Source organism: Streptomyces sp. NPDC054847, assembly GCF_053610925.1.
Window position 1 is genome coordinate 1 of sequence record NZ_JBSGZJ010000112.1, and the last position, 17,757, is coordinate 17,757.

Consider the following 17,757-nt stretch of genomic DNA (forward strand, 5'->3'; position numbering starts at 1 on the left):
CCGGGCCGACAAGGCCCGGGGCGCTTGTGCGTTTCCGGGCCGTGCCGATCCGGGGCCCCACCGATACCCGAGGAGCCCATGAGATGTCCGTCACCGAGACCGAGAAGACCGGCGCCCGCACCGAGACGGCCGCCACGGTGATCACCGGAGCGCGTGAGCGCATCGACGCGCTCGACGACCGGATCATCGGCCTGATCCAGGAACGGATGGCCGTCTCGGCCGTCATCCAGGACGCCCGGATCGCCTCTGGCGGCCGCCGGGTGAACCTGGCGCGCGAGATGGAGGTACTGGGGCACTACAGGGACGCGCTGGGCAAGCCGGGCACGTCGATCGCGATGACGATGCTGGAGCTGTGCCGGGGCCGGATCTGACCGGCCCGGGTACTCCTGCGTATCTGCGTTCGGGCGCATCCTCACCCGTACGGCGCGTGACGCGCCCCGCCGGTCTTCGTTGGTCCCGTTGTCCGTGCCAGCCAGGGGCGGCCTCGAAGAAAACCACGCGTGGCTCCGCTGGTGCGTGTGACGTGCTGCAGGTACGTCGTGGGACCTCGCACCAGCGCGCGTGACCGGTCGGCAGGGGACAGCAGCCCGGTCACCCCAAGCGGTCGGCCCCGGGGACGCCCGGTGCCGGCCGCATCCGGTTCCGACGGTCGCGCACGCCCGTCACCCCGTCCCGTACGACCCGGCACGGGCACGTCCCCCTCTCCCCGCGCCCCGTCGCCGACCACGGGACCCACTCTCCGCGTCCCGTCACCGAAGCTCGGACCCGCCCTGCGCTTCCGTCGCGGCCGGCCGGCGCCCCCCTCCCCACGACGCGGTGCGGCCCTCGGCCCCGCGGCCCCGCGGCCCGCCACCGTTGCGAACTGTCGCCGGTGCGTCCGGAACGATCCGGCCATGGTCACGCCTGTGGCGCACGTCACATAAAGATCCTGTGAGTCGGCGTGCAACCAATCACCCTGGTCACCGGTCATGCATGCGTAACAAGGACCTCAGCTGTTCGCACCCACCGTGGTGCCGGGGGGTCACAACCAGCCTTCGTACCGCGTCCGGCGGTACCCGGACTTCACTGAGGTCTCAATGAAGCTTCGCCGTGCCATGGCCGTCGCCGCCGCGACCGCTGTCATCGCCCCTGCCACGTTCCTGGCGGCGCCGGCCGCGTTCGCGACGGACCCGAGCCCTTCGGCAACGGAGACCACCTCCCCGGCTCCCACCGGGTCCGAGACCGCGTCTCCGTCCCCGACCGGGTCCGAGACCACCTCCCCCGCCCCGACCGGGTCGGAAACCACCTCCCCCGCTCCCACCGGGTCCGAGACCACGTCTCCGTCCCCGACCGGGTCCGAGACCACCTCCCCCGCGCCTTCGCCCTCGACCTCCGCTCCCACCCAGGACCCTGAGGACCCCGAGGAGCCGCCGTACTGCGAGGAGCTGGACGAGAACTGGGAGGAGAAGGCCCTCGGCCTCGAGATCAGCGGCCTGCCCGGCAAGATCGTGGCCGGCAGCGGCTGGGAGGAGTTCAACCTCACGATCACCAACAACTCCAAGGCCGACCTCAAGGAGGTCGCCTTCTACGCCGAGGTCGAGAACGACCAGTTCGAAGAGGACAAGTGGCTCAGCAAGCACGTCGAGCTGCAGTTCCGTCTCCCGGGCACCGACCAGTGGGAGCGGATCGGCGACTCGGAGTGGGCCGGTGACTACTTCTGGGGCGTCGAGACCATGAAGTCCAAGGACTTCGTGAAGATCGACCTCCGCCTCAACGTGGCCAAGACCGCTCCGGCCGCCGAAAGCTACTCCTTCGGCTCCGGCGGCTATCTGGGCGACGTCGACGGCCAGGAGTGCATCGCGGAGAACGCCGGCGTGTACGCCGACTTCACCGTCCTGAAGCCGGGCTCCCCGAACCCGAACCCGGGCGAGGCCGAGCCGGGTGACGGCGAGGGCAAGGACAAGGGCCCCGACACCAAGCCCCAGGGTGACGTGAAGGAGCTCCCGGTCACCGGCAACCTCGCCGAGACCGGCTCCGACTCGACCCTGCCGGTCATCGGCGCGGTCGGCGGTGTCGCGATCCTCGCCGGCGCCGGTGTCGTCTTCGCGATGAAGCGCCGCCGTGGTGACGCCACCGCGTAACGCCTGAAGCTCAGGCACACAGAGCCACCAAGGCCGCTGCACTCGGAGGGGGGTGCAGCGGCCTTCGTGCGTGCGGAGCGCCCGAGGGGCGCTCAGGCCTCCTGAGGCTTGGGCAGAGCCGCCTGCTCGGAGCCGGCCGTCTTCTCGGCCACCACAGCGGCCGTCTCGTTCGGTTCCGCCGCCTTCTTCGGTCGAACGGTCTTCTGCGGCTCGGCCCTCTTCTCCTGCTCGGCCGTCTTCTTCGGCGGGAGTGCCGGCATGCCGAGGAACGGCAGCTTCAGCGCGCCGAACGCGTCCGCCGGTACGGCCGGGGCCTTGGGCGCGACCGGGGTCAGGCGTTCGTACGCGCGGCCCTGGGCCGGGCGCGGGTCGTCCTCGCCCTTGTTCGGCCAGAACGACATCGCCCGCTCCGCCTGGGCCGTGATGGTCAGCGACGGGTTGACACCGAGGTTCGCCGACACCGCGGAGCCGTCCACGACGGAGATGCCCGGGTGGCCGTACAGCCGGTGGTACGGGTCGATGACGCCGTCCGCCGCCGTGGCGCCGATCGGGCAGCCGCCGAGGAAGTGCGCGGTGAGCGGGGTGCCCATCACTTCGCCGATGTTGGAGCCCGCGAAGCCGTTGATCTCCTCGGCGAGCAGGGACGCCGCGCGGGTCGCCTCTGGGATCTGGTTCGGATTGGGGGCGCCGTGGCCCTGGCGGGCGGTGAGCAGTCCCTTGCCGATCCCCTTCGGCTTGCGGTACGTCGTCAGCGAGTTGTCGAGCGACTGCATGACCAGGCCGATGATGGTCCGTTCCGACCAGCGCCGGTTGGACAGGGCGCGGACCGCGAGAAACGGGTGCCTGGCCATGTTGCCGAGCCAGCCGACGACGCGGCCCTTCGCCCGGTAGGGCACCTGAAGGACGGTCATGCCGCCCATCGCGTTCGAGCCCCTCCCGTAGCGCACGGGCTCGATGTGGGTGTTCTCGTTCGGGTGGATCGAGGACGTGATGGCGACGCCACGGGTGAAGTCGACCCGTTCCGCGCCGTGCCGCTTGCGGTAGCGCCGGTTGTCGGTCTGGGCGCCGACCAGCGCCTCCGAGTTGGTGCGGGTCAGCTCGCCGAGCCGTGCGGACAGCCGCGGCAGCAGTCCGCCGTCCTTCATCCGGTGCAGCAGGGTCTGTGTGCCGTACGTGCCGGCGGCGATGACGACGCGGCGGGCCGTGAACGTACGGCCCTTCCCCTTGCGCCTGTTGTCGCTTGGCAGCGTCTTGATCGCGAAACCGCCCCGCGAGTCCTCCGTGACGGCGACCACGGACGTCATCGGGTGCACGGTGGCGCCCGCCTTCTCCGCCAGGTACAGGTAGTTCTCGTTGAGCGTGTTCTTCGCGCCGTGCCGGCAGCCCGTCATGCACTCGCCGCACTCGCTGCACGCCCTGCGGGAGGGACCGGCGCCCCCGAAGTACGGGTCGGCCACCTCTTGGCCGGGCTTGGCCCGCACCGTCCCGTCGGCGTCGTCGCCGTCCCCGAAGAACACTCCGACGGGCGCCATGTGGAAGCTGTCCCCGACGCCCATGGCCTCCGCGGTCGCCTTCAGATGGACGTCGGAGGGGGTCATCGTCGGGTTGAGCCGCACGCCGAGCATGCGCCGGGCCTGGTCGTAATAGGGCTTCAGCTCCTCCTGCCAGTCCGTGATGTCCTTCCACTGCGGGTCGTTGAAGAACGGCGCGGGCGGCACGTAGAGCGTGTTCGCGTAGTTGAGGGAGCCGCCGCCCACGCCCGCTCCCGCCAGCACCATCACGTTCCCGAGCAGGTGGATGCGCTGGATGCCGAAGAGGCCGAGGGCCGGTGCCCAGAGGTAGTTGCGCAGGTCCCAGGAGTTCTTGGGCAGGGACTCGCGGGTGAAGCGGCGGCCCGCCTCCAGGACGCCGACCCGGTAGCCCTTCTCGGTCAGTCGGAGGGCGGACACGGAGCCGCCGAAGCCGGAGCCGACGACGATCACGTCGTAGTCGTACCGCGTGTCGTCGTCCGCGGCCCGGTTTCGGGCAGGGGATACCTCGGACATGGCTCTCCTCATGCAGGTGCGGGCGTGCGGGTGCGGGTCGCGGGGGCCGCCGGACCGGGCGGGTCAGCGCAGACGGAAGGCCTTCATCGCCTTGAGGCTGACGCTCATGAACGCCGCGTACTTCTCGTCGTCCATGCCGAACGACGGCGCGAGCGGCAGCAGACGCTGCTGGGACACGGTCTGCGCCTCCGTGTACTTGAGGATGCCCTCGGAGCCGTGACGCCGGCTGAGCCCGGAGTCCTTCATGCCGCCCATCGGGGACTGGACGCTGCCGTACGCCGGCGCGTAGCCCTCGTTGATGTTGACGGTGCCGGTGCGCAGCTTGGCGGCGACGGCGTGTCCACGGCGGGCGTCCTTGGTCCAGACGCTCGAGTTGAGGCCGTACGGGGTGGCGTTGGCCTGGGCGATGACGTCGTCCTCGTCGGTGAAGCGGTACACGGAGACCACCGGGCCGAAGGTCTCCTCCGTGCACACGGCCATCGGGGCCTCGACTCCGTCGAGGATGGTGGGCTCGTAGAAGAGCGGGCCGATGTCGGGCCGCGCGACACCGCCGGCGAGGAGCCTGGCGCCCTTGGCGACGGCCTCCTCGACATGGCGGGTGACGGTCTCGAGCTGGCGCTCGCCGACGAGGGAGCCCATGTCGGCCCCGTAGGCGAGGGAGTTGCCGAGCCGCATGGCCTTGGTCCTGGCGGCGAACCGCTCGAGGAAGTCGTCGGCGACGGACTCGTGCACGTACAGCCGCTCGATCGATATGCACAGCTGGCCGGCGGAGGAGAAGCAGGCGCGCACCGCTCCGGCCGCGGCCTTCTCGACGTCCGCGTCGTGGAGGACCAGCATGGCGTTCTTGCCGCCGAGTTCGAGGGAGACGCCGATGAGGCGGGCGGCGGCTCCCTGTGCCACCTCGCGGCCGGTACGGGTGGAGCCGGTGAACGACACGTAGTCGGCGTGCTTGACGACCTCGGGGCCGACGACCGGGCCGTCCCCGATGACGACCTGGAAGACCTCGGCCGGCAGTCCCGCCTCGACGAGCAGGTCGCGCGCCCACAGGGCGGTCAGCGCCGTCTCGGTGTCGGGCTTCATCACGACAGCGTTGCCGGTGACGAAGGCGGGCAGCGCGTCGCCGACGGACAGTTCCAGCGGGTAGTTCCACGGCGCGATCTGTCCCACCACACCGCGCGGATGGCGCAGTTCGGTCGTCTTCGTGAGGACGGGGACGACACCGGTGTGCCGCTTGGCCTTCAGGTACGAGGGCGCCTTGCGTCCGTAGTGGCGGGCGGCGACGGCGACGGCCTGCACCTCCTCGTGGGCGTGCAGGCGGGCCTTGCCGGTCTCCAGCTGGATCAGGTCCAGGACCTCCGCCTGGCGCTGGAGGACCAGGTCGTGGAAGCGCAGCAGGACGGCCGCGCGGGCACGGACCGGGGTGGCGGCCCATGCGGGCTGGGCGGCGCGTGCCCGCTCGAAGGCCGTGGCCACGTCCTCGGGGGTGGACTCGGGGAGTTCGGCCAGCTGCTCGCCCGTGAACGGCGCGTGGTTGGCCGTGCGGCCGGAGCCGGCCACCGACTTGGTCAGCCGGGCGACCAGTTCGGGGGTCACCACGTCGGCGGCGGTGCGCGCGCCGGCCGGAGCGGCGGCTGTCGGGTTGGTGCCGAGGGCGGCCGCGGTGGCCTGCGAGTCCGTCATGGGGGCGAGAGTAGGCGCAGAGCAGCACTTTGGGTACCCGTCGGTAACACCTTTTCACCATGCTCACACGACCGTGCCAGCGATCACTGGCACATAACCCCTGATCAGGCCCTATTCATCGGCCCGCAGGCACGCCCGGCAATTTTCCCGGCCGCCTCGGGGAGTCGCGTGGCCCGGTTCACGGCGCCGGGGGCCGCCATCCCCGCAGCATGGTGTCGAACTGCTCGCGGGTCGTCACCCAGTCGTGTGCGGGGCCGGACATGTAGAGGGCGTATTCCGTGCCGTCGTCCTCGTAGTACATCTGGTCGATCGCCCGCCGGGGTCCGGGATGTTCCTTGCTCTCCGTCCAGGTGAACTCCCAGATCGCGGACTGCGTCCGGTCCCGGAACGTGTTCGGGTGGAGCTGCACCCGGCGGTACTCCGGCAGGCGCTTCTTGAGGCTCTTCTGCATGTCGAGCATGTGCATGTACGGGTTCTCGTGGTCGGGCGCCGGGTCGATGCTGATGCGGATGCGGTGGCGGCCGTTGTCGGGGGTGTAGTCGATCTGGTTGCCGTCCGCCTGACGCCGCCAGCCGTCGGGCACCCAGAGGCTGAAGCCCGCCACGTCCTTGACGCGTCGCCAGCCCTCGGGAATCCCGGCATCCTCCGGCGCGGTGCTCTCGGCGCCGCCCGTCCCGGCGGCCGCGGCCTCTCCCTTACGGCCGTCCCCGCCGTCGCCCGCGTACTGCATCGCCAGGCCCGCGGCGCCACCCAGCACCGCCGCCAGCACGACGGCGATCACCGCCGTGCGGACGCGCCCGCCGCGACGGCCGCTGGCCTGCGAGGGCCCGGGCACCGGTACGGTGCGGGACCGGTCCACCTCGGCGCCCGGCTGCGGCAGCCGCTGCGTCGGCACCCGCGCACGCCCCGTCTCCACCGGCCCACGGCCCTCCATGGCGTCCGTCAGCATCCGCTCCGCCTCGGCCGCGGAGGGCCGGTGCGACGGCTCTTTGCGCAGCAGCGCCAGGATCACCGGAGCGAGCCTCCCCGCCCGCACCGGCGCGGGCGGTTCCTCGTCGACCACGGCCTGCATGGTCGACAGCGGCGAGGACCGCCGGAACGGCGACCGTCCCTCCACCGCCGTGTACAGCGTCGCGCCCAGCGACCACAGGTCCGAGGCGGGGCCGGGGTCGTGGCCGCGGACCCGTTCCGGCGCGAGGTAGTCGATCGAACCGACGATCTCGCCCGTCCTGGTGATCGTCGAATCGCCCTCGATGGCCGCGATCCCGAAGTCCGTTATGAGGGCCCGGCCGTCCTTGGCCAGCAGGACGTTGGCCGGCTTGATGTCCCGGTGGAGCACCCCGGCGGCGTGCGCGGCGCCCAGCGCCCCCAGGATGTGCAGCCCGATCCGGGCCGCCTCCGTCTCGTCGATCCGCCCGGGCTCCTTGACCGCGTCCGCGAGTGAGGGGCCGTCGACGTACTGCATGACGATCCAGGGCCGCGCGTCGTGCTCGAGCACGTCGTGCACGGTGACGACACCGGGATGGCTGATGCGCGCGGCCGCGCGGGCCTCCTTCTGGGTGCGGGCGTGCAGGACGGCCCGGTCGGCCTCCGACACGTAGAGCCCCGCGGTCAACTCCTTGACCGCCACCACCCGGTGGAGCACCTCGTCATGGGCGCGCCATACCTTGCCCATACCGCCACGGCCGATGGTCTCGCCCAGCCGGTAACGCCCGGCGAGCAGCAGACCGGTGCCTGTGCTGTGAGTGTGTTCCACGTACCCCGCCCCGTTCCTTGGAATGACAGGTTACGGAGGGGATGTACGGCCACGGAACATCGGACGCCTCAAGTGACCGCACTGTGATGCGCGTTCCGTGCGCGCACGCGCACTCAGCGGGCGGAACGGTAACTCGCCGTGGCCTGCTCGAAGACCTCGGTCACTTTGTCACGCTGTGCTTCCGGTCCGATCACCTGGACGACGTGATAGGTGCCGTCGACGGCGAGCGCGAGGTTACGCACGTACACCTCACGGCCGTTGCTGTCCTGCCAGGTGAACTGGCCCTCGGCCATGGCCTGTCGGCCGACGTCGATACGGCGCAGCCCGGTGGCGCTCGCCCACGAGGAGTCGCGGAAGGGCTGGAGTTCGGGCTCCTTGTCCCGCTGATAGACCAGCGGGTCGTCGCCGTTCGCCTGGACGGTGTCCCGGCCCGGCACGACGATGAGTGTGAAATCGCCGCTGGTGTAACGGACTTGCCCGGCATCGTTGATCGGCCGGCGCTGCCACGTCCGGTCAACGGCGATCCGGAAGCCCTCCGGGTCGTCCCGGAGCTCATAGCCGGCGGGAAGTTCACCGGCCGGGGCGGAGGTCTGCGGCTGCTGGGACCCGGGCGAACCGGTGGGTGTCGGTTCCGGGCCGGCGCCCGCGCCCGTACGGCCGGGGCTCGGGTCCTGCTGCGACGGCCCGGTGCCCGCCTCCCTGCCCTGCGGCGACCGCTGCCCGTCGTCCGCCTTCGGCATGAACAGCACGGCGTAGGTGATCGCGGCCACCAGGGCGAGCAGGATCACCAGCAGAAGCGTGCGGCCGAGTGCGCGCGGCTTCCGCCCCGTGGCCTGGTAGGACCTCCGGTTCGATGTGTCGTAGGAGCTCTCGTACGTCTCCTCGTAGGCGCGCCGCGGCGGCGGGACCTGGGCGACGGGCCTGTCCCTGCGCCCTTCCCCGCCCCTGCCTCCTGCTCTGTCCCGGCTCCTGGTCTTCTTGTGGCGGTGGCGGCCGTGCGCGTCGGGACCGCCTCCGCGGCGCCTGCGGACGAGCTCGCCCCGGCGCCGGACGATCGGCAGCCGCGACCCGTCGACCGCCCCGGGCGGCAGGGGAACGACGTCCGTCCCGGCCTCGGGCTCCGGCGCCGAACGGACGAGGGAACGCAGCCAGCCGCGCAGCTCCTCGAAGTCCGGCCGCTCCGTCGGGTCCTGACGCAGCAGCGACTCGACGACCGGCCGCAGCGCGCCGCACTCCTCCGCGAAGGCGGGCGGCTCCGCGCACACGAGCTGGACGAGCTCGGCGGCGCTCTCCTCCGGGTAGGGGGCGTGCCCCTGGACGGCCCGGTACAGCAGCGCCCCCAGCGCCCACAGGTCGGTCGCCGGGCCCACGGGCGCGGCGAGCTGCCAGTTCTCATGGACGGGGCCGGCCTGCTCGGGCGCCCACCGTTCCGTCACGGCACCGACCACGGTGATCCGCGCCTGGCGTGCCCGTTCCGCGGCCAGGGGTGTCGCGGGGCCGCGGTACGGGGCGGAGCCGCCGGCGGCAACGACCTCGTCCCAGCGGCCGGGGGCCGCCGTGCCGTCCGTGGCGGCGGGTCGGCGCTGTGCGTCGGCACGCAACGCGTCACCGCCGCGGTGCCAACTGCCCCCGGCCGCGCTGTCCGTACGCGCCGCGGGGAGGGCGGGGCGCTGTCCACCGGCCGGCCGGCCGCCGCTTCCCGGGCCGCCGTCCGCCCGTGCGACGGGCAGCGCGGGCCGGACGTCACGGAGGGGTTCCCCGCCCTCCCTGCGCACCCCGTAGGGGTCGTCGCGGTACGGGTCGTGCGGGCGCGCGCCCGGCAGCGCGGGACGCCCGGTGATGCCCCGAGGGCCGCCGCCTCCGGCGGGCAGCGAACCGGTGCCCTCCCGGCCGGCGAACGGCGCGTCGTGCCAGGTGCCGGTCAGCCGGACGCGACCGGGGCCGTCCTGCGACGGCCCCTCGCCGTCCCGGTCCCGGTCGTACGGGCCTTCGCCGTGACGCTCCTCGTCCCGGCCACTGCCGAACCGGCCCCGGTCCCCGCCGTCCCGGTACGGGCCCTCGTCACGTTCCGCGCCGTACGGGCTCCCGTACCGGTCCGCGTCGTACCCGTCCTCATGACGGTCGTCGTAGCGGTCCTCATGACGGTCCGCGTCGTAGCGGTCCTGACGACGGTCCGCGTCGTAGCGGTCCTGACGACGGTCCGCGTCGTACGGGTCTCCGTACCGACCTGCGTCGTAACGGTCCTCGTGCCGCTGCTCACGGCCGTGGTCCTCCGCGTCGCGCGGCGGCATGCCGAGCAGGCCGAGACCCAGGTCCTCGAAGTCCGTGTCGTCGTCCTCGTCCCGGACGCCGCCGAGCCCGAGCAGACCTCGGCGCCCCTCGTCGGGTCGGCGGGCCCACCAGTCGGGGTCGAGACCGTCCTGCTCCAAGCGGTCACGGGCGTCGGCGTTGTCGTCCTGGCGACGGCTCTCGCCCGACCGTGCCCCGGCACGGGCACCGGCGCGGTAGGCCGCGATCGCCCCCGCACGGGCGGCACGCACGTCGGGCACACCGGTGGAGGGGCCGCTCTGCTGCGGCAGGACGGGACGGCCGGACGCGGCCTCCACCTCGCGTCCGCGTGCGGGCGCGTCACCGGCGTCGAGCTCCGGCGCCGGCCCTGGACCCGGCCCGTGGTCCCGTTCCGGCCCGTCGTCGGTGTCCGGGTCCGCGTCCGGCTCCGGTACCGGCGCGTAGCCGCACAGCGCCTCCTCCGCGGCGCCGGACGCCAGACCGGTGAGGACCACACGTCCGTCCTCGCAGACGAGGACCGTGCGCACCGTGATGTTCCGGTGCGTCCAGCCGTGGGCGTGCAGGACGCGCAGGGCGGTCAGAACGTCGGAGGCGATCTCCGCCGCCCGGTACGGGGTGAGCGGCTTCTCCGCGAGCAGCGCCGCCAGGGGCCTGGCCGCGACCCGTTCGCTCACTATCCACAGCGAGCCGTCCTCGGCGAAGACGTCGAAAACCTGGTCCAGTCGCGGGTGGTCGGGGATCTGCGCGGCCGCCTGTGCCGCCTCGACCGCCCGCCGGACCGCCGGGTCCGTGGGGCGGCGTGTCGTGCCGCCGCCTCGGCCGCCGTGGGTCCGCCGCGGCACCGACGCACCGGCGAGGCCGTCCTCGTCGAGCACCTCCGCGTCGACGATCTCCGGCAACGGCACCTGCCGCACCAGGACTTCATGTCCGCTGTAGGTGTCGAACGCGCGGGTCTCCGCGAATTCGTACTCGTCGGACGGCGGCAACGGCAGGCGGTAGCGGTCGGCGAGCACCCTTCCCGCATAGTCGTCCACGACGCCTCCCCGAGCGCGCTGTCCCCGGCCGGCACGAAAACAACGCAAGAAGCCGTCAAATCCGGTCGCTCACCGGCCTCTTGTCGCTGCGTACCGTCCGCGGGTTCTCACGATACGTGTCCTGGGTCAGTCCTTGGGGCTGAACGTGGCGAACGCCGTCTTGCGCAGCGTCTCGCACTCCTTGCTGCGCCACTCGCTCGCCTTGCAGGTGATCATGATCGAGTAGCCGCGTCTGGCGTCGACCTTGAAGCCCCTGTTCAGGATACGTACCCGCTGGCCCTTCTCGTTGCGCTCGAACTGCCAGTCCGCGACGGTCGGATAGCCGTTGTACTCGACCGTCCCTATCCCCAGGTGCTTGTAGCCGTTGCTCGTGGCGCTGACACCGGCGACCGCCGCGGCCCATGCGGCCGCCGCGTCGTCCTTGGGGCTGTTGTTGAAGTCGACCTGGACACGCGGGACTCCGCCGTCGACGCTGAACTTGCCGCCCGAGTTCTGGCCGGCCACACCGGTGAGCCTGAAGTTAGAGGGCATGGCCATGGTGAAGTGCCAGCGGTCGTTGGAGACCATCACGTACCCGGCCGGCAGCGTGTCGCCGCCCGCCGAGTCGTCGCCCTTGGGGTCACCCGACGGCGGGGCGTCCGGGCTGCCGGTGCTGCCGCCCTGCCCGCCGTCCTCCTCCTTGCCGTCGTCCTTGCCGGTGTCGTCACCGCTGTCGGGACTCGCGTCGCTGCCCGCACCACCGGTCGCCTTGTCCTCTCCGCCACCGGCGGTGGAGCCGGCCGAAGCGGCGGTCTCGTCCTTGCCCTTGCCCTGGTTCCCGGTGTCGTCGTCACGGAAGGCGAAGACCAGCACGGTGGACAGCACGGCGAGCAGTGCGACGGCCGCGATGATCACCAGCGTGCGGCGGGGCACCACGTCGGTGAGCGGTGCGCGCACCGGCGCGGCAGGCCGTGCGGATCCGCCCGGCGCGGGCTGCGGCTTCGACTCCGTCTTCACGGCGGCGGCCGCGTTGCGCACGGAACGCAGCGCGCCACGGACCCGGTCGGCGGCGGGGTCCTTCGGCCCGGCCGCAGGGACGGGAGGCACGGACGGCAGCCTGATGGCGCGGGTCGCCTCGGGCGACGGCTCGGGCTCAGGGGGCAGCACCGGCGCCTCCGGCGCGTTCACCACCTGGGTGAGCAGGGCGCGGGCGCCGGCGTCGTCCAGCCGCTGGGCGGGGTCCTTGGCGAGCAGGCCGTAGATGACCTCCTCCAGCGGGCCCGCGTTCTTCGGCGGGTCGAGCGGCTCGGTCATCACGGCGGTCAGCGTCGCGATCGCCGAGCCCTTGTCGTACGGCGGGCAGCCCTCGACGCTCGCGTAGAGCAGGCCGCCGAGCGACCAGAGGTCGGCCGCCGGTCCCGGCTTGTGGCCGCGGGCGCGCTCGGGCGAGATGTACGACGGGGCGCCGACGAGCATGCCGGTCGAGGTGATCGACGGGTCGCCCTCGACCTGCGCGATACCGAAGTCGGTGAGCACGACGCGGCCGTCACGGCCGATCAGCACGTTGGACGGCTTCACGTCACGGTGCAGGATGCCCTCGCGGTGCGCGGAGCGCAGTACGTCGAGGATCGCCAGACCCACCTCGGCCGCCCGGCGGGGCGTGAGGACGCCGTCCTCCCGTACGACCTCGGCCAGGGACTTGCCCTCGACGAGCTCCATGACGATCCACGGGCGGTCGTCCTCGTCGACGACGTCGTAGACGGTCACGGCGCTGTTGTTGCGGATGCGGGCGATGGCCTTGGCCTCGCGCAGGGTGCGCGTGATGAGCCGGCGCTTCTCATCGTCGTCGATGCTGTTGGGGAAGCGCAGTTCCTTGACGGCGACGGTACGGCCGAGGGTCTCGTCGACCGCGCGCCACACCGTGCCCATGCCGCCGCGCCCGAGGACGCCGCCGAGACGGTAACGCCCGGCGAGCAGGCGGCCCTCGGAACCGGTGGCGCCGCGTCCCTTGGAAAGCGGCGCACCCGCGCCCCCGGCACGGCCGGTCCGGTCCGCGGGGGCGGACTTCGCCGCGGCGGCCTGCGAGCCCGCGCCACGGTCGCCGTCGGCGGGCGCCCGGGAGCTCGTACCGGTGGCCGCCCCCTGCCCGGCCGGCGCGTCCGCGGGCTCCGCCGGGTGCCTACCGGCCTTCGTGACGGACAGCGGCTTCGCGTCCTCGGCGGCAGGCTTCGCGTCCTCGGCGGCGACAGCAGGCTTCGTGTCCGCCGAGGCAGCGCCGCGGGCATCGCCCTGCGCATCCTTCCGCGGGTCGTCCTGAGCAGTCGTCACGCCCGCGCTCCGGGAGTCGAGACCGGGCTTCCGGGCGTCCTCCGTCCCGGCAGGGGCACCGCCGGCGGCCACGTCCTCGTCATCGGCCCCGACCGCGCCGGAGACGTCCGGGCCCGCGGCGCCCGCTGCGACGTCGCCGTCCTCGCTCTTGTCCTCGGGGACCGCGTCCTTGACCTCCGGGGCGGCGTCCTTCACTTCGGGGGACGCGTCCGCTTCGGCCGTCTTCGGGTCCGCCGCGCCGGCGGCGGAACCTTCGCCCCCGCCGGCGGAACCGGCCCCCGCGCCCGCGGCAGAGTCCGCATCCTCGCCGGCGAAGCCGGCCCCCCGCTGGGGCTTCCGCGACTGCTCAGCCTCCGACATGCGTCCCCTCTGCGATCCCTGATCTTCGCCCGCGCCTGCCGCTTTCCGCGCGATGCGGTAACCCGCCCTGGCAGAGCGCCCATTGTCCCTCACCCCGGGACCGGTACGTCGTCCGGGTCCACCCAGCGGCGTGCCGGGCGCACCCGAATACGCCACCCACCATGCCATCACACGGCGTGAAGCCCACCCCCGCACTGGTCGGAGGCGTGCCCGGACTCCGCAACCGCCCTCGCAGCGGGCCGGTTCCCCCCGGGCGACGGGCCATCAGAGACCGACCTGACCGGATCAAGGCACTCCGAACCAAGGCAGTCCAGGTCAGGGCAGGCCGGATCGGGGCAGTCCGGATCGAGGCAGGCCGGATCAGAGCGGCACGATGTCCGGCGCGCCCAGCCGCGCCGCGTCCGCCGTCTGGTCGTCCGGCTGCCGCTGCGACTCCCGTTCCGCTTCCACCCTCTTCTCGTAGTGCTCGACCTCCTTCTCGATCTGCGCCTTCTCCCAGCCCAGTACCGGGGCCATCAGCTCGGCGCACTCGCGTGCGCTGCGCGTCCCCCGGTCGAAGGTCTCGATCGAGATTCGGGTACGCCGGGTCATCACGTCGTCGAGATGGCGGGCGCCCTCGTGCGACGCGGCATAGACGATCTCGGCCCGCAGGTAGTCGTCCGCGCCGCTCAGGGGATCGCCGAGCGTCTGGTCCTCCGCGATGAGGGCGAGCAGTTCCTCCGTCATGGCGCCGTAGCGGTTCAACAGGTGCTCGATGCGCACCACATGAAGACCCGTCCGCTCGGCGATCCTCGCCCTGGCGTTCCAGAGGGCGCGGTACCCCTCGGCGCCGAGCAGCGGCGTGTCCTCCGTGACACAGGCCGCCACCCGCTGGTCGAGGCCGTGCACCGCCGCGTCCACGGCGTCCTTCGCCATCACCCGGTACGTCGTGTACTTGCCGCCGGCGACGACGACGAGCCCCGGCACGGGGTGCGCCACCGTGTGCTCGCGCGACAGCTTGCTGGTGGCGTCCGACTCGCCGGCGAGCAGGGGCCGCAGCCCGGCGTAGACCCCCTCCACGTCGTCCCGGGTGAGCGGCACGGCGAGCACCGAATTGACGTGCTCCAACAAGTAGTCGATGTCGGCGCTGGAGGCGGCGGGGTGCGCCTTGTCGAGGTCCCAGCCGGTGTCGGTGGTGCCGACGATCCAGTGCCGTCCCCAGGGGATGACGAACAGCACGGACTTCTCCGTGCGCAGGATCAGCCCGGTCGTGGAGTGGATGCGGTCCTTCGGCACCACGAGGTGGATGCCCTTGGAGGCGCGCACATGGAACTGCCCGCGCTCCCCGATCAGCGCCTGCGTGTCGTCCGTCCACACCCCGGTGGCATTGACGACCTGCCGGGCCCGGATCTCGTACTCACCGCCCGCCTCCACGTCGAGCACCCGGGCTCCCACCACCCGCTCGCCCTCCCGCAGGAAGCCGACCACCCGGGCGCGGCTGGCGACTTGGGCGCCGTAGCTCGCGGCGGTGCGCACCAGGGTCGTCACGAAGCGGGCGTCGTCCATCTGGGCGTCGTAGTACTGAAGGGCCCCGACGAGGGCGTTCTTCTTCAGCGCGGGGGCGACCCGCAGGGCGTGCCGGCGGGAGAGGTGCCGGTGGACGGGCAGCCCCCGCCCGTGTCCCGAGGACACCGACATCGCGTCGTACAGCGCGACACCGGAGCCGGCGTACAACCGCTCCCATCCCTTGTGCTGGAGCGGATAGAGGAACGGCACCGGCTTGACCAGGTGCGGGGCGAGCCGCTCGAGCAGCAGCCCGCGCTCCTTGAGTGCCTCCCTCACCAGGGCGAAGTCGAGCATTTCCAGATAGCGCAGTCCGCCGTGGATCAGCTTGCTCGACCTGCTCGAGGTGCCGGAGGCCCAGTCGCGCGCCTCCACCAGCCCGGTCGTCAGTCCTCGTGTCGCGGCGTCGAGCGCGGTTCCCGCTCCGACCACGCCGGCGCCCACCACCAGCACGTCCAGTTCGCGCTCGGCCATCCCGGCGAGCGCTTCGGCGCGCTCCGCGGGTCCCAGTGTCGCTGTCCTCACTGTTGCCTCCCGTCGCCCCCGTGTATTTCCTGCGGTCGGTCTCACAACGTCGAACCCGCCATGCCGGACTCACAAAGTCGGACTCACACCGTCGATTCTGTCCGTACTTGCCGACTTCAGCCACCGCCTGTGGATAACACTCGCTCGACCAGGAGCCCACAATCCGGCAGAACGGTCATATTTACGCCTAGTCTGACATTGCGCCTGCCCGTTCCGCCCACAGGGCTTGCGCTCACTGTCCCCTTCGGCTACGGGAAGGACGGCCACAGCCATGCCCGCAGATCTCGCCGTCATCGGACTCGGACACCTCGGTCTGCCGCTCGCCCAGGCCGCCGTGGCGTCAGGCATCGAAACCATCGGCTACGACCCCGACCCCCGCCAGCTCACGGAGCCCGCCGCCGGAGTGACGCCCGCCGACATCCGGCGCATGCTCTCCGGCGGCTTCCGCACCGTCACGGACGCGGCCGAGCTCGGCCGCGTGCGCACCGCCGTCATCTGTGCGCCCACGCCCATGGGCGCGGACGGCACACTGGACCTGACCCCGCTCGCCGACGCCGCCCGGGCGCTCGCGTCCCGGCTGCGGCCGCACACCACCGTCCTGCTGGAATCGGCGGTCGAGCCCGGCACCACGGAGGACTTCCTCCGTCCGCTCCTCGAAGAGGGCTCCGGCCTGCGGGCCGGCCGGGACTTCCACCTGGCCTACTCCCCCAGCCGCACCGACCCCGGCCGCCGCACGCACGGCTACGCCAACACACCGAAGGTCATCGGCGGACTCACCCCCGCCTGCACGGAGTCCGCGGCCGCCTTCTACGCCCGGCTGACCGACAAGGTGGTCCGCGCCCGCGGTCTGCGCGAGGCCGAGACGGTCAAGGTCCTCGAGACGAACTTCCGGCACGTCAACATCGCCCTCGTCAACGAGATGGCCGTCCTCTGCCACGACCTCGGCATCGACCTCTGGGACGTCATCCGCTGCGCGGAGACCAAGCCCTTCGGCTTCCAGGCCTTCCGCCCGGGCCCCGGCGTCGGAGGCCACGGCGTCCCCCTCGACCCCGGCCCCACCCCGTGCCGCCCGCTGCGCATGGTGGGCCTCGCGCAGGAGATCAACTCGCGGATGCCGCAGTACGTGGTCCGCCGCTGCGCCACCCTCCTCAACGAACACGGCAAGTCCGCCCGTGGGGCCCGTGTCCTGCTCCTCGGCGTCACCTACAAGCCGGACCTCGCCGACCTGCAGGGCTCACCGGCCACCGAGATCGCCCGCCGGCTGACGGACCTGGGCGCGTCCGTGAGCTACCACGACCCCTACGTCCCCGACTGGCGCATGGACCAGGTCCCCGTCCCCCGCGCCGACTCCCTCTACGAGGCGGCCGCCGCGGCGGACCTGACGGTCCTGGTCCAGCACCACCGCACGTACGACCTCCAGGGCCTGGCGGTCAAGGCCCAACTCCTGCTGGACACAAGGGGGGCGACTCCGGCCGGGGCGGCACACCGGCTCTGACACCTTTTCAGGCTCCGCCACGGCCGTGCAACGGTCCCATAACCGAGTGCCGTTCCGTCGTACCGGACTGCTAGTCTCCGGGACCGCGCTCGCACGCTGGTGCGACGCCGTCGATCCCAGGGGGAATCCGCCATGAGTCAGCCCGTCCCGCCGCCGTCCGGCAACCCGTTCGCCGGTGGCGACCAGTTCGCACCCGCGCCGCCGCCGGCCCCGGTCCGCAACAACATCGGCCTCGGCATCGTCGCCGCCGTCGTCACCGCCGTCGTCACCGCGGGCATCTACGGTGCCGTCGCGGGTGCCATCGAGGCGGAGATCGGCTACGCGGCCGTCGCCGTCGGCTTCCTCATCGGCTTCGCCGCGGCCAAGGCGGGCGGCCCGAACCCGGTGCTGGCCGTCGTGAGCGCCGTGCTCGGTGTCGGCGCCGTGTACCTGGGCCAGCTGGTCGGCATGGCGATGATCGTCGCCGAGGAGCTCAACGGCTCCTTCACGGACGTGTTCTTCGACCAGTTCAGCCTGCTGACCGACGCGTGGACCGAGGTGGCCGACGGCATGACGTACGTCTTCCTCGCCATCGCCGCCGTCACCGCGTTCGCCGGCGCCAAGA

10 protein-coding genes are annotated in these 17,757 nt (G+C 72.4%); 4 read left to right on the top strand and 6 right to left on the bottom strand.

Going from position 1 to position 17,757, the window contains the following annotated elements; all coding sequences use genetic code 11:
• Positions 1 to 83 precede the first annotated feature (83 nt).
• Positions 84 to 371 carry a chorismate mutase gene (locus ACWGH4_RS14460; protein ID WP_208545425.1) on the top strand — a complete coding sequence of 96 codons (288 nt, stop codon included), beginning with the start codon at positions 84 to 86 and terminating at the stop codon, positions 369 to 371.
• Between the two features lie 705 nt (positions 372 to 1,076).
• Positions 1,077 to 2,120 (top strand): LAETG motif-containing sortase-dependent surface protein, encoded by a 1,044-nt coding sequence (locus ACWGH4_RS14465; RefSeq protein WP_453460053.1) that lies wholly within the window; start codon positions 1,077 to 1,079, stop codon positions 2,118 to 2,120.
• Positions 2,121 to 2,212: 92 nt separating this feature from the next.
• Here the strand turns inward: ACWGH4_RS14465 and ACWGH4_RS14470 are convergent, their stop codons facing one another.
• The 6 genes from ACWGH4_RS14470 to ACWGH4_RS14495 form a co-directional block, all read right to left on the bottom strand.
• A complete protein-coding gene (locus tag ACWGH4_RS14470; RefSeq protein WP_453460056.1) occupies positions 2,213 to 4,165 on the bottom strand; it encodes a GMC oxidoreductase in 1,953 nt (650 codons plus the stop codon).
• Positions 4,166 to 4,228: 63 nt separating this feature from the next.
• Entirely contained in the window at positions 4,229 to 5,845 is a 1,617-nt protein-coding gene (locus ACWGH4_RS14475; protein WP_453460058.1) for a succinic semialdehyde dehydrogenase, read from the bottom strand.
• A gap of 178 nt (positions 5,846 to 6,023) precedes the next feature.
• Positions 6,024 to 7,601 carry a serine/threonine-protein kinase gene (locus ACWGH4_RS14480; RefSeq protein ID WP_453460061.1) on the bottom strand — a complete coding sequence of 526 codons (1,578 nt, stop codon included), beginning with the start codon at positions 7,599 to 7,601 and terminating at the stop codon, positions 6,024 to 6,026.
• 113 nt (positions 7,602 to 7,714) lie between these two features.
• Positions 7,715 to 10,924 carry a protein kinase gene (locus tag ACWGH4_RS14485; protein WP_453460064.1) on the bottom strand — a complete coding sequence of 1,070 codons (3,210 nt, stop codon included), beginning with the start codon at positions 10,922 to 10,924 and terminating at the stop codon, positions 7,715 to 7,717.
• 126 nt (positions 10,925 to 11,050) lie between these two features.
• Positions 11,051 to 13,591: a protein kinase domain-containing protein gene (locus ACWGH4_RS14490; RefSeq protein ID WP_453460066.1), complete on the bottom strand. Its 2,541-nt coding sequence runs from the start codon at positions 13,589 to 13,591 to the stop codon at positions 11,051 to 11,053.
• A gap of 360 nt (positions 13,592 to 13,951) precedes the next feature.
• Positions 13,952 to 15,658 (bottom strand): FAD-dependent oxidoreductase, encoded by a 1,707-nt coding sequence (locus ACWGH4_RS14495; protein WP_441263734.1) that lies wholly within the window; start codon positions 15,656 to 15,658, stop codon positions 13,952 to 13,954.
• Positions 15,659 to 15,929: 271 nt separating this feature from the next.
• On the opposite strand from ACWGH4_RS14495, the gene ACWGH4_RS14500 reads away from it, so the two are divergent.
• Both ACWGH4_RS14500 and ACWGH4_RS14505 read left to right on the top strand, forming a co-directional pair.
• Positions 15,930 to 17,153: a nucleotide sugar dehydrogenase gene (locus tag ACWGH4_RS14500; RefSeq protein WP_453460069.1), complete on the top strand. Its 1,224-nt coding sequence runs from the start codon at positions 15,930 to 15,932 to the stop codon at positions 17,151 to 17,153.
• Between the two features lie 132 nt (positions 17,154 to 17,285).
• A partial coding sequence (locus ACWGH4_RS14505; protein WP_453460072.1) for a hypothetical protein occupies positions 17,286 to 17,757 on the top strand: 472 nt, incomplete at its 3' end.

Excerpts from the sequence above, each read along its gene's own strand:
- ACWGH4_RS14460 (WP_208545425.1), top strand. The coding sequence starts at position 84 with ATGTCCGTCACCGAGACCGAGAAGACCGGCGCCCGCACCGAGACGGCC.
- ACWGH4_RS14465 (WP_453460053.1), top strand. The coding sequence starts at position 1,077 with ATGAAGCTTCGCCGTGCCATGGCCGTCGCCGCCGCGACCGCTGTCATC.
- ACWGH4_RS14470 (WP_453460056.1), bottom strand. The coding sequence starts at position 4,165 with ATGTCCGAGGTATCCCCTGCCCGAAACCGGGCCGCGGACGACGACACG.
- ACWGH4_RS14475 (WP_453460058.1), bottom strand. The coding sequence starts at position 5,845 with ATGACGGACTCGCAGGCCACCGCGGCCGCCCTCGGCACCAACCCGACA.
- ACWGH4_RS14490 (WP_453460066.1), bottom strand. The coding sequence starts at position 13,591 with ATGTCGGAGGCTGAGCAGTCGCGGAAGCCCCAGCGGGGGGCCGGCTTC.
- ACWGH4_RS14500 (WP_453460069.1), top strand. The coding sequence starts at position 15,930 with ATGCCCGCAGATCTCGCCGTCATCGGACTCGGACACCTCGGTCTGCCG.